This window comes from Streptomyces sp. NPDC045678, assembly GCF_056432085.1.
This window is the reverse complement of the sequence record NZ_JBWKJS010000009.1, coordinates 222,290-235,390: the sequence shown is the minus strand read 5'-3', so window position 1 is coordinate 235,390 and position 13,101 is coordinate 222,290. Positions and strand designations below refer to the sequence as shown.

The following is a 13,101-nucleotide window of genomic DNA, read 5'->3' as shown; positions in this document are numbered from 1 at the left end:
GGTCGTTGGATGTCCCAACGGTTTTTGCCCGTGGAGGTGGTGCGGATGCGTCGTGTCCGGTACGAGCGCAACGGCGGTCCCGAAGTTCTGTTCCTGGAGGAGGCGCCCGTCCCCGAGCCCGGCCCGGGCGAGCTCCTGGTGCGGGTCGAGGCGGTCGGCGTGACCCTGCCCGTCGTGCGCAAGGTGCGCGAGCCGTGCGATCCGATCGCGCTCGGTGGCGAGGTCGCCGGCGCGGTGGCCGCGCTCGGCGAGGGCGTGACGGGGTTCGCGCCCGGCGACCGCGTCACCGGTCTGGTCTTCGGGCACGGCTACGCCGACTACGCCCTGCTCCACACCGCGCTGGCCTCCCCCGTCCCGGACGGGGCGGGCGCCGTCGACGCGGTCGCGCTGGTCCGCTCCGGACTCGTCGCGTACGGGGCGCTCGAAGCCGCCCGGCCCGCGCCCGGTGAGGCCGCGCTCGTCACGGCGGCGGCGAGCGGCGTCGGCCATCTCGCCGTGCAACTGGCCCGGCTGAAGGGCGCTTCACGCGTGGTGGCCGCCGTCTCCGATCCCGGGAAGGCGGACTTCGTGCGCGGGCTCGGCGCCGATGACGTCGTCACGTACGGCCAGGAGGGGTGGGGCGAACCGGTCGACTACGTCCTGGACGCGGTCGGCGGTGACCTCCTGACGCCCGCCGTCAGGGCTCTGGCCCCGCACGGCCGGCTGGTGGCCTACAGCTCGGGCGGCGGCACGGTGGCGGCGTACGACCTGCTCGTCGGCGCCAAGTCCGTCATCGGCTTCCAGATGGCGCTGATCGCACGCGGGCGGCCGGAGCTGTACGAGGCGTGGCGGCGGGAGCTGTGGGAGCTGCACGCGACCGGCGGTCTGCGCGTGGCGGTGCACGACGAGTTCCCGCTGGAGGACGCGGCGAAGGCGCACGCGGTGATCGAGGGACGCGGCAACCGGGGCAAGGTCGTTCTGATTCCGTGAAGGCGCGCTCCTTGTGGGGTGCGGGTGACCCCCAGTAGCGTCTGCGTCGAAACGTGGACATGGGATGTCAGGATGTCAGGACCCTGCTATCAGGACCTCCTGTCAGAACCCCACGTCAAGATGCTCCGACCAGGAACCCAGCCCTCCCCCGGGACTCCGGGGCCTGGCCAGGACGCGCCATGAGTCGCCGTCGCCACGAAAGGCGGACCGCACCATGCCATCGACCCTTCGCGCACGTCTCAGATCACTCCGCACCGCGACCGCCGCCCTGACCGTCGCCACCGTCGGCGCCCTGCTGCCCGCGCCCGCGGCGCAGGCCGTGCGGGCGGCGCCGGAGCCGACCGCGCCGTTCGAGCAGCAGGTGCTGTTCAAGGCCGACCGGGACCCCGGCTACGCCTGCTACCGCATCCCTGCCGTGGTGCGGACGACGAAGGGCACGCTGCTCGCCTTCGCGGAGGGCAGGGTCAACGACTGCAGCGACGCCGGCGACATAGACCTGGTGCTCAAGCGGTCGCACGACGGAGGCCGCACCTGGGGCCCGCTCCAGGTGATCAACGAGGGCGACGGCGACACCCACGGCAACCCGGCGCCCGTCGTGGACCGCGAGAGCGGCCGCGTCCTGCTCGCGGAGACGTACAACACGGGACGCACGGACGGCAAGAACTGCGACATACCGTGCGACAGGACCCCGCACCTGCAGTACAGCGACGACGACGGCGTCAGCTGGTCGGCGCCGCGCGACCTGAGCAAGGAGATCCTGCCGCCGCACTGGAACTCCTGGTACGCGACCGGCCCCGTGCACGGCATCCAGCTGACCCACGGCCGGCACAAGGGACGTCTCGTCCTCACGGCCAACACCGAGACGTGGAACGGCAGTCGGGTCACCGCCAACCACGCCGCGCTGATCGTCAGCGACGACGGCGGCGACCACTGGAAGATCGGCGCGACGGACTCGTACCCGATACCGGCGGACGGTACGTTCCGTCAGAAACCGTCCGAGATGACCATCACCGAGCGGCCCGACGGGGCGGTCTACGTCAGCGGCCGTGAACAGGACGGCACGGACCTGGGCCACCGCACGCACACCGTCAGCCGGGACGGCGGCACCACGTACGCCGCGCCCTTCCGCGCGATCCCCGACCTCTACACGCCCCAAGTGCAGGGCTCCACCCTGCAATTCGGCAAGCGGATGCTGCTGGCCTGCCCGGCCGACCCGGACCGCCGCCGCACGATGCAGATCCGCTCGTCCTACGACGGCGGGCGCACCTGGGACAGCGTCGACCGGGGCACCACGGTGACCACGGACTGGTCCGGCTACTCGGACCTGGTGCGGGCCGACCGCACACACGTGGGGCTGCTGTACGAGGGCGGCGCCGTCGACGCGCGCGACGAGATCCGCTTCGCCCGCTTCACCGAGGACTGGCTGAAGCCGCGCCGGGGCCCCGACCCCACCACGAGCGACCGCGCACCGGGGGCGCGTCCCGCCGCGGTGCTCGGCGGGGCGCGTGTGACCCCGGGCCGCTTCGGGGGCGCGCTCGCCTTCGACGGCACGGACGACGCGGTGCGGCTCCCGTTCGACCGCCGACTCCCGCTGGGAACCAAGGACTTCACGGCCTCCCTGTGGTTCCGCTACGACGGGACGACCGGCGAGCAGCCGCTGCTGTGGATGGGCGGCATCGGCACCAACCAGCCGCAGGTGTGGCTGCGCGGCGAGCCGGCGAGCAACCGCGTCACCGGCCTCATCACCACCCGGGACGGCGCGGCGCCGCCGAAGTCCGCCTCGGTGCGCACGACGGGCGCGTACAACGACGGGGCATGGCATCACCTCGCGCTGCGCCGCGGCGACGGCCGTCTGACACTGTTCCTCGACGGTACGCAGGTCTCCGCCGCCGACGTGCCGGGCACGGTCAGCCGCAACTCGCCGTTCGGCGTCCACGTCGGGCAACGGCTCGACAGCCGCGCCCACTTCACCGGAGCGATCGACGAAGTGCGCGTGTACGACCGGGCTATGGACGACGCCGAGGTGGGAGGCCTGCGTACGGGTGATGCTCCTGTGACACGGGACACCGTCGTCCGGCTCCCCATGGACCACGTGCGCGGCAGCAACTAACGTCCCCGGCGTGTCCGCCCGCGAACGTGCCGCGTCGGGGCCGCGCAGGATCTGGCCGGTCCTGCTGCTGGTCCTGGCCTGCGCGGCCGTCCTGCTCATCGCCCTCCCGGAAGACGACCGGGAGGGCGGTGCGGCGTGCCGGCCCCGCACCGTCGCCTCCTCGGCCGCCGAGGACGGGCCAACCGGCGAGTTCGCGCGCTACGGCGACGACATGACGCGCACGGACGACTGGACCGGCGGCGACGGCACCCACTCCGTGCGCCTGCCGGACGGGCGCGTGCTGTGGCTGTTCTCCGACACCTTCCTCGGCCAGGTCCACGCGCCCCCGAACCCGGCGGGCCAGCCGCACACCTGGCGCGACACGAACACGCCCATGGTCCGCAACTCGGCCGTGGTGATGTCCCGTTCGGGCACCTTGCAGCGCACCCTCGCCGCGCCGCTCTTCCCCGAGCCCGCGCCCCAGCAGTGGCGGTGGCCGGTCGCGGCGCGCGTGGAGCCCCGCACCCCGGGCGGCGACGAGCGGGTCGTGCGCGTCCTGCTGTGGAACCGCATGGCCAGCCAGGGCCCGTGGATCTACGGCGTCCCCGTCGCCACCGAGGTCGCCACGCTCTCGCTGCCCGACCTGCGGGTCGAGGGCATCACGAAGGTCTCCGACCAGCTCTCGGTCGGCGACCCCGAGAAGCGCGTCCTGTACGGCACGACGACGGCCGACGACGAGGACTGGACGTACGTCTTCGGCGGCACGGACGCCCAGGCGACCTCGCGGCCCTCCTCGGACGCGTACGTCGCACGGGTGCCGCACGGCAGCCTCGGCGACGGCTCGGCGTGGGAGTACTGGGACGGCGACGAGTGGGGGCACGACGTCACGCCACGGGCCGTGCTCGGGGACGGCAGGCGCAAGGGGGTGGGCAGCGCGTTCACCGTGGTGCGGGACGACGGGACGTACGTGCTGTTCACGATGGCGGCCGGCACCGAGGGGCTGACCACCGTCACCTCGTACTGGTCCTGCTCCCCCACCGGCCCCTGGCACGGCCCCGCCAAGGCCTTCGAGGCCGCCCTGCCCAAGGACAGCGCGCCCCGCCAGGACACCGCCGCCTACAACCCGCAGGCCCACCCGGCGCTCGTCGGGGACGGGGCCGGGGACGGCCGTGTCGTGCTGAGCTACGACGTGAACTGGCTGGACGCGACGCCCGCCACCGCGCAGGCGAACGTCACCCGGAACGTGTCCCTGTACCGACCGCGGTTCGTGTCGCTGCGGCTCGCGGCGGCCCGCTGACGGACTCCTCCGGATCCCGCGAGCGGCGCTTGGCGATGACCGCGCAGACCATCAGCTGCATCTGGTGGAAGAGCATCAGCGGAAGCACCGCCAGCGAGGCGTCCGCGCCGAACAGGACGCTCGCCATGGGCAGCCCGGAGGCCAGGGACTTCTTCGACCCGGCGAACTGGATCGCGATCCGGTCGGCGCGGCCGAAGCCGAGCCGCTTCGCGCCGTACCAGGTCAGGGCCAGCATGACCGCGAGCAGCACCGCCTCGACGCCGAGCAGCGCGAGCAGCCGCAGCGGGTGCACCCGGCCCCAGATGCCCTGCACCATGCCCTCGCTGAACGCGGTGTAGACGACGAGCAGGATCGAGCCGCGGTCCACGTAGCCGAGGACCTTCTTGTGGCGCGTTATGAAGCCGCCCACCCACCGGCGCAGGAGCTGTCCGGCGAGGAACGGCACAAGCAGCTGCAGCACGATCTTGAGGAGCGAGTCGGCGGAGAACCCGCCACCGCTGTCGCCGAGCAGGGCGGCCGCGAGCAGCGGCGTCAGCACGATGCCGGCCAGCGAGGAGAAGGAGCCCGCGCAGATCGCCGCGGGCACGTTGCCGCGGGCCATCGACGTGAAGGCGATGGACGACTGGATCGTCGAGGGCACGAGGGTGAGGAAGAGGAAGCCGCTGAAGAGCGCGGGCGTCAGGACGTACGGGACAAGGCCCTTCGCGGCGAGCCCGAGCAGCGGGAACACGACGAACGTGCAGGCCAGGACCGTGACGTGGAGCCGCCAGTGCTTGAGCCCGTCGAGTGCCTCACGGGTGGAGAGCCGGGAGCCGTAGAGGAAGAAGAGCAGCGAGACGGCGGCGGTGGAGGCACCGGAGGCGACATCGGCGGACGTGCCGCGGGCGGGCAGCAGGGCCGCGAGGCCCAGGGTCGCGAGCAACGCCACGATGTACGGGTCGACCGGCATCCAGGACGGCCACTTCAGGCGTTTCACGGTGCTCCATGCTCTCGGTGCGGGTGGTCCCGCCGTGTGGTGCGGGGTGCTCCCGCGGTGGTGCGGGACCGCTCTCTCCATGATCCTCCTGCTGTGGGTGATCGGGAATCCCGTACACCGCTCTGACTGTCATCATGTTCCGCGATGACCGGCGCTAGGCTGATGCGCGTGTACGACCCTTCGCAGCTCCGTACGTTCCTCGCGGTCGCCCAGACGCTGAGCTTCACCCTGGCCGCCCGTCGGCTCGGCCTGCGCCAGTCGACCGTCAGCCAGCACGTGCGCCGTCTGGAGGACGCCACCGGGCGGCAGCTGTTCACGCGCGACACGCACAGCGTCGAGCTGACCGAGGACGGCGAGGCCATGCTCGGCTTCGCCCGCAGGATCCTGGCGGCGCACGAACAGGCCGCTGCGTTCTTCGCCGGGAAGCGGCTCGGCGGGCGGCTGCGGTTCGGGGCGTCGGAGGACTTCGTCCTCACCCGGCTCACCGACATCCTGGAGTCGTTCCGGCACGACCACCCCGACGTCGACCTGGAGCTGACCGTCGAACTCTCCGGCACGCTGCACCGACAGCTGGACGCGGGCAAACTCGACCTCGTGCTCGCCAAGCGGCGCCCGGAGGACCCGCGCGGCGAACTGGTGTGGCAGGACGACCTGGTCTGGATCGGCGCCGAACGGCTGCGGCTCGACCCCGAACGGCCGGTGCCGCTGATCGTCTATCCCCCGCCCGGCATCACCCGCGCCCTCGCCTTCGAGGCCCTGGAGCGCCGGGGCCGCTCCTGGCGCGTGGCCTGCACCAGCGGCAGCCTCAACGGCCTGGTGGCGGCGGCCCGCGCGGGCCTCGGCGTGATGGCTCACTCGCGGGGTCTGATCCCGCCCGGCCTGGTCCGCGTCCCGGACCGGGCGGGCCTCCCCGAGCTGGGTCCGGTCGACTTCGTCCTGCTCCAGGGCGAACGGCGCGCGTCGGCCCAGGAGGCGGCGGACGCGCTGGCCGCGGCGATCCTGGCGGGCGGGGACCGGCTGCACCGGGGCGGCCGCTGACCCGTCCCCTCAGAGCCCGCCTTCGAGCTCCCTCCGCGCCACGAAATTGAGGCGGGCGGTCCCGCGCTCGGGGCGCGGCTCGGGCACGCGGTGCACGCCGCGCAGCCGCAGGCCGCTCCCGGCGAGCGCGGCGCGGATCTCGTCGAGGGTGTACGCGCGCTGCTCGTGGATCTCGTACGGCGGACCGGCGCGCGCCATGAGCACGCGCTGTACGCGCCCGCCGTCTCGGCCGTACGGGCCGTACGGGCCGTTCCCGACGATCATGTCGAAGACCGCGTGGCCGCCCGGCCGCAGGGCGTGCGCGAACGCGCGCACGGCGGTGCGCAGGTGGGACGGTGCGAGCAGGTAGTTCAGGGTGTCGAACTGGCAGGTGAGCAGGTCGACGGGGTGCGGGAGCCGCAGGGCGCGCAGGTCCTGGAGGAGGAAGCGGGCGCCGTTCCCGCGGTTCTTGGCGAGCGCCTCGGCGAGCATGTGCGGCGAGCGGTCCACGCCCCACACCGGACGCACCCCGCGCGAGCGCAGGTGGGCGACGAAGGTTCCGGTGCCGCAGCCCACGTCGGCGGCGGAGCGGAACGTGAGGCCGTAGCGGCGTTCGATCCGCTCGAAGGAACGCCGGAGCCTGGCGAAGGCACGGTCGCCGAGCAGGGCGTCGTACTCGGCGGCGAGGATCTCGTAGGGAACGGCCATCTCACGGCAGCGGGAGGACGAGGTCGAGGTTGGCGGGGGTGACGATCGTGACCGGAGTGCCCGCGGGGATCTGCTGACCGGCGCGGTAGGGGCCGCGGTCGCTGACGATCAGCCCGCCGTGCGCCGTCAGCCTCGGGTACTCGAAGATCTGGGCGCGCCGGAGCCCGCCGCCCGACTTGGCTTCGAAGAGCCTGAGGCCACGGTTGCTCCAGCGGGAGCCGACGCAGTCGATGATCACCCGGTTTCCCAGGGTGCGGCGGAGTCCGGGCCGGGGCGGGGACGGGGACGCATAGGCACGCACATGGACCTCGCGGGCCGAGAAGGGGAAGACGCGCCGGACGCGGTCGCACACCACGTCCGCGAAGGGCGCCCCCGGCGGGCTGTCGCCCGGCTGCCGCTTCTGCCAGCGCCCCCGCGGGTCGCGGGCCTGCTCACGCAGCGCGTTCTCCTGCGCGACCAACTCCTGCAGCTGCCGCTCCAGTTGGACCCACTCCGGACGCCGCAACGCCGTCGCCCGCGCCCTGAGCACCAGATAGTGCGGGTCCGTGCCCCGCGGGAACGGCGCCATCGACAGCGCGCCCGCCGCCGGGTCGAAGACCAGCGCGGTGCCGATCCCGGACCCGCCGATCAGCCCCGCCAGCTTGCCCGCCCCGGCCAGGGCCGCCGCGAGCCCGGCGACGGCCGCTCCGGTCGCCCCTGCCGCGACGGCCAGGTCGAGTACCTGCCGCGCCCGCCGCAGCAGATCCGTCACCGAGACCCCGGGCCCGGTGTCGCGCGGCATGTCGAAGACGTCCCGGGGCGGTCCGCACCACATGCCGGGCGGGCAGGGCGTGGGCGTCACCGGCGGCCGCCCGCCGGGCGGGAAGGGCCACAGGGGCGGGGTCCGGGCGGGCACCCCCGGTATCCAGGGCCCCGGTCCCGGCGGCGGGGCGGTCGGCATCGCCGGGACGGCCGGCGTCACCGGGAGGGGCCGCGGCACGGACGAGGGCGCGGGCGGGCGGACCAGCCGGGCCCGCAGCTCCGCCCTGAGCGGCGTCGACAGTTCGCAGTCGAAGAACCGCGCCAGGGGATCGGCCCGGTCGTCGAGGCGCGCGGCGAGGCGCCGGGCCGTCGGGCCGTCGAGCCCGTCGAAGAGGCGGCGCAGCGCGTCCGCGCGCCGGGCCTGGAGAACCGTCTGCGCGGCGGTGACAGGCAGGCGCAGCTGCGCGATCAGCTCCGTCGACGCGGCGTCGTGCGGCCTGCTGTCCCGCCGGTACGCCGCGCAGGCGTCCCGTCGCGGCGTGACCGGCCCCTGCCCCAGTTCACCGGGCCCGTCGGGCGTTCGTACGTACACCATCGCGTCCCGCTCCTCGTGTCCGTGGTCGCTCACAGAAGGCCCGGCGCGCCGCCGAACCGGGTGTCGTACCAGTGCCGCCCCAGGAGCCGCCCGCCCACTTCGGTCAGTTCGTCCGCGCGTGAGGCGCCCGTGTTGCGGACGGTGAACTCGATGACGGCGCCCTCGGCGAGGCGGATGTCGACGGGGAACCCCGAAAGACCCCACGGATTGATGACGTGGCCGAAGGAGAGGTACGGGTCGAGGGGCTGCACGTCGCTGCGGATCTGCCACCGGTAACCCGGCGTCGCCGCACGCCCCGGGTCACGCGCGAAGCGGTCGGTGAACTGCGCGAAGTACCGCAGGACACCGCAGTGCGTCGGTGGCAGCGCGAACCGCGCGAGCACGGCCTCCTCCCCCGGGCCCGGCGCGGCCACGATGCTGGAGTCGTCGAAGACGCGAGCGTCCAGGGGACGCCCGCAGACCTCGCACTGGCCCACGCCGGTCCTGCCGCAGACCGTCACGGCAGGTACCCGAGCATCTTGTAGCCGTGCAGTACCAGGTATAACTGCGCGTTCTCGTAGAGGGGCCCTTCGGACACCTCGTCGACGACGACGCGAATGGTGGAGCGGGGCAGGAAGAGCATCGGCTTCGCCATGGGCCTGAACGGCCGGACCCCGTCGGAGCTGCCGAGCCCCGCGATGTTGTGGATCGCCCGGTTCTGCAGCTCGCGCCCGGTGCCGCTGTCGATGATGCTGTACGTGAAGTCGATGCCGCAGAAGCGCGCGAACAGACAACGGGCCGCGTCGGCCGGGTCGTTGAAGGCGGCCGCCACCAAAGCGTCGAACGGTGGCGGCAGGGTGATGGCCTGGCCGTTGATCACGCCGCCCGTCGGGGGCGCGGGGATGAAGCTGTAGCCGATCGACGTGGCGACGAAGGCGCCGTCGACGCTGATGCTGATGGTGTCCTCGACCCGGTTGCCCGCCCGGCCGCGCAGCCTCAGGACCGCCACGTGGTCGTAGGGGATCTCCTTGACCGAAGGGCGGGCCCGGGGCCCGTGGCCGTTGCCGGGGTCGGGCGGCCTGTGCACCGGCATCTGCTCGTACTGCGGCCCGTACTGCTGCTCGTACTGCATCGTGACCTCCGGATCACCAGATGGGCCGCCAGAGCTCCGGGGCCTGCGCCGGTCGGCGGAACTCCCTTGACGTGGCGCGGCGTTCACGGACGTAGCCCTCCATGCCGACGCCGGGCTCGTCGTCGGCGGCGAGCGGTTCGTCGCCCTCGCCGTAGCCGCGCAGCTCTTCGTCCTCCTCGGCCGGCGGCGGCTGCGGTGGCTGCGGCGCCTGCACGGCATAGGGCACCGGGACCGGTACGGCACGCGGCAGCGCCCGCCGACGGCCCTGGGCGACGCGCATCACCTGGGGCAGATAGCGTGCCGCCAGCGGCAGCACCGTCTTGGCGATGGCGGGCAGCAGGGACCAGAACCCCACGGGGGAGCCGAGCCCGTCGTACCCCTCCACCCACTGGTAGAGGCGCCCGTCGCCGCCTTGGCGCACCTCGCCCGGTACGCACCGGGCGGTGCGGGGGGCGTGCGGCCGGTAGGCGTGGCCGAGGTCTTCGTACTGGGCGATGTCCTCGTACTGGGCCAGATCGTCGTACTGGCCCATGTCGTCGCAGGCGCCGTACCCCGCGTACCCGTCGTACCCCGCGTACCCGTCGAGGCCCTGTACGGTCATCAACTCCTCGTCACCGAGGCCGTCGTAGCCGTCCATCCCCTCGTGGCCCTCGTAGCCGTCGTACTCGTCGAAGCCCTCGTATCCGTCGTACAACATGTGTGATGCCTCCCTACTGGACGTCGCGCTCCAGGTAGCCGTCGAGGACCACCCAGAGGTGCCGGGGGCCCGTCGCGTCGGCGACGGACGCGGGCAGGCCGCGCGGGAAGAGCATCTCCACGCGGAAGTTCTGCTGCGGTTCGATGAACACCGGCTCGGCGAAACGGAAGGTGGCCATCGGGTCGGGCACCCCGTGGCCGAGCGGGGCGGAGCCGTTGCCCGAGACCACACCGGCGCCGGAGGGGAACATGTACGTCGGCGCCGTGATCGCCTCCTTCTCGCCGACCAGCAGCGTCACCACGGAGCTGAACACCAGATCCGGGATGAAGGCGTCCGGATGCTCGTGGGAGGGCGCCGTGTCACTGATCACCACGCGCATCGCCCGCGCCTCGAAGGTGTTGAGACTGGGCAGCACGCCGGCCGCCTGCATGTTCGTCTCCAGACGTGTCTTGTCCTGCACGTCGACGAAGAAGCGGATGACACGCGGGTCGGTCATCCTGTCCTCGAATCGGTCCTGTGCGTCACGCAGGAAGAAGGCGTCGTACAGGGGACTGTGCAGCTTCTCCTTGACGCCGGTCACCCGAGCCATCGCGGCGTTCTCCTCTCAGCTCTCAGTTCTCAGCGGTACCGAAGGGGGCGCGTGGCGCGCGGGTACGCGTACGAGGTGGGCGGCCGGTGGACGGGAGGCCACGGGCCCTGCCCGTACGGCGGCCGGGGTCGGGGGCGCCACGGACGCTGCCCGTACGCCGGGCGGTACCCGTACGGATGGCGGGGGCCGACGAACGTGGTGCTCCAGGGGCCGGGGTACGCCTCGGAGTACGCCTGCGGCGCGGCGGCAGGCGCCTCCGCGTACCGCAGCGCGGCCTCCAGCCGGGCCGCCGTGCGCGGCCGGTGGGCCGGCGGGAGCCCCGTCTGCCAGATCCTGCGGAGCACCTGCCGCACCCACGGGTCCCTGCCGAGCAGACCCTGGGCCCGCAGTCCGGCCCAGACTGCCCGTACGCGCGGATCGCGTGCGGGCAGCCCTTCGCGGCGTACGGCCGCGACCAGTTCCGCCGCCGGTCCTGCGGGCAGCTGCCCGAGGGTGCCGTCCAACGCCGCTGGTTCCATGGCACGTTCCCTTCTCTCGCTCGTCGGGGCCACCGCTCCCACCGGTGCGCTCCTGCGCGGGCGGAGCGGAACGACCTTTTTCACCGGGCTGTCGGGCGCCCAGCCCATGGGGTGCGGCATCGTGGCGTCCAGCGCGATCCAGCGGCCCCGGTGCTCGACCTCGGGGTACACGTGCGTGAACAGGCCGGGACGAGCGGGGTCGGGGCCGACGAGGACGATGCGGACCTGGTGTCCGACGGACTGCAGCAGCGCGCCGAGCAGGATGGTCATGTCGTCGCAGTCGCCCGCCCGCAGCTGGAGCATCCGGCGTGCGGAGTGCAGCAGTTCCACCCGGTACGGGTCGCGGGTGTAGCGGATCGTCCGCCGCACCCCTTCGAACAGCGCCGCGATCTCTCCGAGGTAGTCCTTGGGACGCACGCCCCGCGCCTTGAGCAGCCGCACCGCGCTACGGCGTACGACCATGTCCTTGCCGCCGCGGAGGATCAGCGACCTCATGTGCTCCACCGTCCGCGCGGTGCCCGCGGGCCCGGACGGGACGCGGTACGTGGTGATCCGCATGGTCACCGGCGCGCTCACGCCGTCCCCCGCACGCTGTCGATGAGGGACCACGTGCTCAGCGGCCGTGTGAAGCAGCCGCCCGACGCCGGGTACACGCGCAGGTCGGTGCGGTGGGCCGAGCAGAGCACCACGGTCGTCCCCGGTGTCCGGGCCGCGAGCCGCGCGGCGAGCGCGCCGCCGCCCCGCGGCCCCGACTCCAGGACCAGCACGTCGGGTCGGATCCCGGCCACCGCCGCGGTCACGGCGTCGGTCCCGCACTCGGCGACCAGGATTCCGGGGTCGCGCAGGATGGACCTGATCCCCCGTCCCGCGATGTCGCCGAAGCCGACCAGCAGTACCCGCAGCACATGTCGCCTCCCCTGAAGAGCCGTTCACCGTTCTGCCGTGCCTCGACGCTAGGCCGCCGGGGGGCCCGGGACGAGATGCGTCCGGGCAGTCAACGGTGCGGCCGGAAGGGCGGCCGGAGGGGCAGCCGGTCAGAGGGCGCCCTGGCGCACCACGATCGCCACCGCGTGGGCGCGGGTGCGGCAGTTCAGCTTGGCGAGGGTGTCGTGCACGATGTTCTTCACGGTGCGCTCCGAGTAGCAGAGCGCGTCGGCGATCTCCCGGGTGCTGCCGCCCTCCGCGAGCAGTCTCAGGACGTCGAGTTCGCGCCGTGCGAGCAACTTGGCGGCCGCCGCCCGCAGCCCCGTGTGGTCGCCGCCGGTGCCGGCGAGGAGTCCGGTGAGGACGGCGGGCGGCAGCGACCCCGCACCCGACGCGACGGCGTCGACCGCGGCGACCAGTGATGCGGGCGTCATCTCCGCGCGGACGAGCAGCCCCGTGAAGCCGTGTTCCAGCGCGGAACGGACCAGTTCGGGGCAGGCCGAGTCGAGCACGCCGAGCAGCGGGACGGGCCACGCCGCGACGAGACGGCCGACACCGGCGAGTCCCTCCCCCGCGCCGTCCACGCCGGTCAACAGCAGTGCGGCCGCGCCGTGTTCCGGCAGCGGACGCAGCCGCGCGCTCTCCCCCACGATCGTGAAGCCTGCCCCGGTGAGACAGTCGGCCATGCCCCGCCGGAAGATGACGTTCGACTCGTCCAGCCACAGCGGGACGTCTGCGCGCTTCATCCAGCAAGCAGAGCAGCACCGCACGTCCGGGAGAAGCGGCTGCACGGGCCGACCTCGGGGTACGGCCCGGTCCCGCGCTGCCCCAAAGGGCAGTTCGTCTCCCTTTCGGGCGGCGGAAGAGTGA

Annotated in this window: 14 protein-coding genes; 4 read left to right on the top strand and 10 right to left on the bottom strand. The window is 73.2% G+C overall.

The window, feature by feature from the left end; translation table 11 throughout:
* The first annotated feature begins 45 nt into the window (after window positions 1–45).
* From AC07DO_RS30020 to AC07DO_RS30010, 3 genes are all read left to right on the top strand, one after another.
* Complete coding sequence (locus AC07DO_RS30020) at window positions 46–969, top strand: quinone oxidoreductase family protein (RefSeq protein ID WP_479063852.1); 924 nt, start codon at window positions 46–48, stop codon at window positions 967–969.
* A 214-nt stretch (window positions 970–1,183) separates the two neighbouring features.
* On the top strand, window positions 1,184–3,079 hold the full coding sequence (locus AC07DO_RS30015; RefSeq protein WP_479063851.1) for an exo-alpha-sialidase: 1,896 nt from the start codon (window positions 1,184–1,186) through the stop codon (window positions 3,077–3,079).
* A gap of 10 nt (window positions 3,080–3,089) precedes the next feature.
* Window positions 3,090–4,355: a hypothetical protein gene (locus AC07DO_RS30010; RefSeq protein ID WP_479063850.1), complete on the top strand. Its 1,266-nt coding sequence runs from the start codon at window positions 3,090–3,092 to the stop codon at window positions 4,353–4,355.
* On the opposite strand, the gene AC07DO_RS30005 is transcribed toward AC07DO_RS30010, so the two are convergent.
* Entirely contained in the window at window positions 4,291–5,304 is a 1,014-nt protein-coding gene (locus tag AC07DO_RS30005) for a bile acid:sodium symporter family protein (RefSeq protein ID WP_479064198.1), read from the bottom strand. The two genes, AC07DO_RS30010 and AC07DO_RS30005, sit on opposite strands and share 65 nt — an antisense overlap.
* Before the next feature lie 195 nt (window positions 5,305–5,499).
* On the opposite strand from AC07DO_RS30005, the gene AC07DO_RS30000 reads away from it, so the two are divergent.
* A complete protein-coding gene (locus tag AC07DO_RS30000; RefSeq protein WP_479063849.1) occupies window positions 5,500–6,369 on the top strand; it encodes a LysR substrate-binding domain-containing protein in 870 nt (289 codons plus the stop codon).
* Between the two features lie 9 nt (window positions 6,370–6,378).
* Here the strand turns inward: AC07DO_RS30000 and AC07DO_RS29995 are convergent, their stop codons facing one another.
* From AC07DO_RS29995 to AC07DO_RS29955, 9 genes are all read right to left on the bottom strand, one after another.
* A complete protein-coding gene (locus tag AC07DO_RS29995; RefSeq protein WP_479063848.1) occupies window positions 6,379–7,056 on the bottom strand; it encodes a class I SAM-dependent DNA methyltransferase in 678 nt (225 codons plus the stop codon).
* Window position 7,057: 1 nt separating this feature from the next.
* Entirely contained in the window at window positions 7,058–8,392 is a 1,335-nt protein-coding gene (locus AC07DO_RS29990; RefSeq protein WP_479063847.1) for a hypothetical protein, read from the bottom strand.
* Between the two features lie 29 nt (window positions 8,393–8,421).
* Entirely contained in the window at window positions 8,422–8,892 is a 471-nt protein-coding gene (locus AC07DO_RS29985) for a hypothetical protein (RefSeq protein WP_479063846.1), read from the bottom strand.
* The gene (locus AC07DO_RS29980; protein WP_479063845.1) at window positions 8,889–9,503 is read right to left on the bottom strand and encodes a hypothetical protein; all 615 of its coding nucleotides are present in this window, start codon (window positions 9,501–9,503) and stop codon (window positions 8,889–8,891) included. Before AC07DO_RS29980 ends, AC07DO_RS29985 begins: the two co-directional genes overlap by 4 nt.
* A 13-nt stretch (window positions 9,504–9,516) precedes the next feature.
* On the bottom strand, window positions 9,517–10,200 hold the full coding sequence (locus AC07DO_RS29975) for a hypothetical protein (protein ID WP_479063844.1): 684 nt from the start codon (window positions 10,198–10,200) through the stop codon (window positions 9,517–9,519).
* Window positions 10,201–10,213: 13 nt separating this feature from the next.
* Window positions 10,214–10,789, bottom strand: a complete 576-nt coding sequence (locus AC07DO_RS29970) for a hypothetical protein (protein ID WP_479063843.1) — start codon at window positions 10,787–10,789, stop codon at window positions 10,214–10,216.
* Window positions 10,790–10,818: 29 nt separating this feature from the next.
* Window positions 10,819–11,883 carry a transglutaminase domain-containing protein gene (locus tag AC07DO_RS29965; protein WP_479063842.1) on the bottom strand — a complete coding sequence of 355 codons (1,065 nt, stop codon included), beginning with the start codon at window positions 11,881–11,883 and terminating at the stop codon, window positions 10,819–10,821.
* Entirely contained in the window at window positions 11,880–12,212 is a 333-nt protein-coding gene (locus AC07DO_RS29960) for a hypothetical protein (protein ID WP_479063841.1), read from the bottom strand. Before AC07DO_RS29960 ends, AC07DO_RS29965 begins: the two co-directional genes overlap by 4 nt.
* A gap of 129 nt (window positions 12,213–12,341) precedes the next feature.
* Window positions 12,342–12,977, bottom strand: a complete 636-nt coding sequence (locus AC07DO_RS29955) for a response regulator transcription factor (RefSeq protein ID WP_479063840.1) — start codon at window positions 12,975–12,977, stop codon at window positions 12,342–12,344.
* Window positions 12,978–13,101: the final 124 nt, after the last annotated feature.

Bases quoted from the DNA above. Each gene is read 5' to 3' on its own strand.
- AC07DO_RS30020 (WP_479063852.1), top strand. From the start codon at position 46: ATGCGTCGTGTCCGGTACGAGCGCAACGGCGGTCCCGAAGTTCTGTTC.
- AC07DO_RS30015 (WP_479063851.1), top strand. From the start codon at position 1,184: ATGCCATCGACCCTTCGCGCACGTCTCAGATCACTCCGCACCGCGACC.
- AC07DO_RS30005 (WP_479064198.1), bottom strand. From the start codon at position 5,304: ATGCCGGTCGACCCGTACATCGTGGCGTTGCTCGCGACCCTGGGCCTC.
- AC07DO_RS29995 (WP_479063848.1), bottom strand. From the start codon at position 7,056: ATGGCCGTTCCCTACGAGATCCTCGCCGCCGAGTACGACGCCCTGCTC.
- AC07DO_RS29990 (WP_479063847.1), bottom strand. From the start codon at position 8,392: ATGGTGTACGTACGAACGCCCGACGGGCCCGGTGAACTGGGGCAGGGG.
- AC07DO_RS29980 (WP_479063845.1), bottom strand. From the start codon at position 9,503: ATGCAGTACGAGCAGCAGTACGGGCCGCAGTACGAGCAGATGCCGGTG.
- AC07DO_RS29975 (WP_479063844.1), bottom strand. From the start codon at position 10,200: ATGTTGTACGACGGATACGAGGGCTTCGACGAGTACGACGGCTACGAG.
- AC07DO_RS29970 (WP_479063843.1), bottom strand. From the start codon at position 10,789: ATGGCTCGGGTGACCGGCGTCAAGGAGAAGCTGCACAGTCCCCTGTAC.
- AC07DO_RS29955 (WP_479063840.1), bottom strand. From the start codon at position 12,977: ATGAAGCGCGCAGACGTCCCGCTGTGGCTGGACGAGTCGAACGTCATC.